The sequence below is a fragment of the Stenotrophomonas sp. VV52 genome, assembly GCF_002893095.1.
In the GTDB taxonomy this organism is placed as follows: domain Bacteria; phylum Pseudomonadota; class Gammaproteobacteria; order Xanthomonadales; family Xanthomonadaceae; genus Stenotrophomonas; species Stenotrophomonas aracearum.
In genome coordinates this window covers 1-659 of the sequence record NZ_PKQQ01000038.1, presented here as the reverse complement: position 1 = coordinate 659, position 659 = coordinate 1, and the positions used below count along the sequence as shown (strand labels likewise).

Here is a 659-nt window from a genome sequence, read left to right as displayed (position 1 = left end):
TCCGACGTGTCGGCGGTGATCTCGGCCACCCGCAACGTGATCTTCCTGGAAGAGGGCGATACCGCCGACATCCGCCGCGACGGCGTGCAGGTGTATGACGAGCAGAACCTGCCAGTGGACCGTGGCGTGCACCAGTCCGACGTGTCGCTGGCCTCGCTGGAGCTGGGCCCGTACCGGCACTTCATGCAGAAGGAAATCCACGAGCAGCCGCGCGCGCTGGGCGACACCATCGAAGCGGCGATCGACGCCGGTGGTTTCCCGGCCGAGCTGTTCGGCAAGAATGCGGAGGACGTGCTGGCCGGCATCGAAGGCGTGCAGATCATCGCCTGCGGCACCAGCTACTACGCCGGCCTCACCGCGCGCTACTGGATCGAGGCCATCGCCGGGCTGCCGTGCAGCGTGGAGATCGCCAGCGAATACCGCTACCGCGCCGCCTACGCCAATCCCAAGCACCTGATCGTCACCATCTCCCAGTCCGGCGAAACCCTGGACACGATGGAGGCGCTGAAATACGCCAAGTCGCTGGGCCACCTGCACACGCTGTCGATCTGCAACGTGCCCGAAAGCGCGATCCCGCGCGCCAGCGAGCTGGTCTGCTACACGCGCGCCGGTGCGGAAATCGGCGTGGCCTCGACCAAGGCCTTCACCACCCAGCTCGC

General features: G+C 66.9%; 1 protein-coding gene. It reads left to right on the top strand.

All coding sequences use genetic code 11. From position 1 onward, the window contains the following. On the top strand, window positions 1–659 hold a 659-nt coding region (locus C2U58_RS19730), incomplete at both ends, for an SIS domain-containing protein (RefSeq protein ID WP_146033509.1).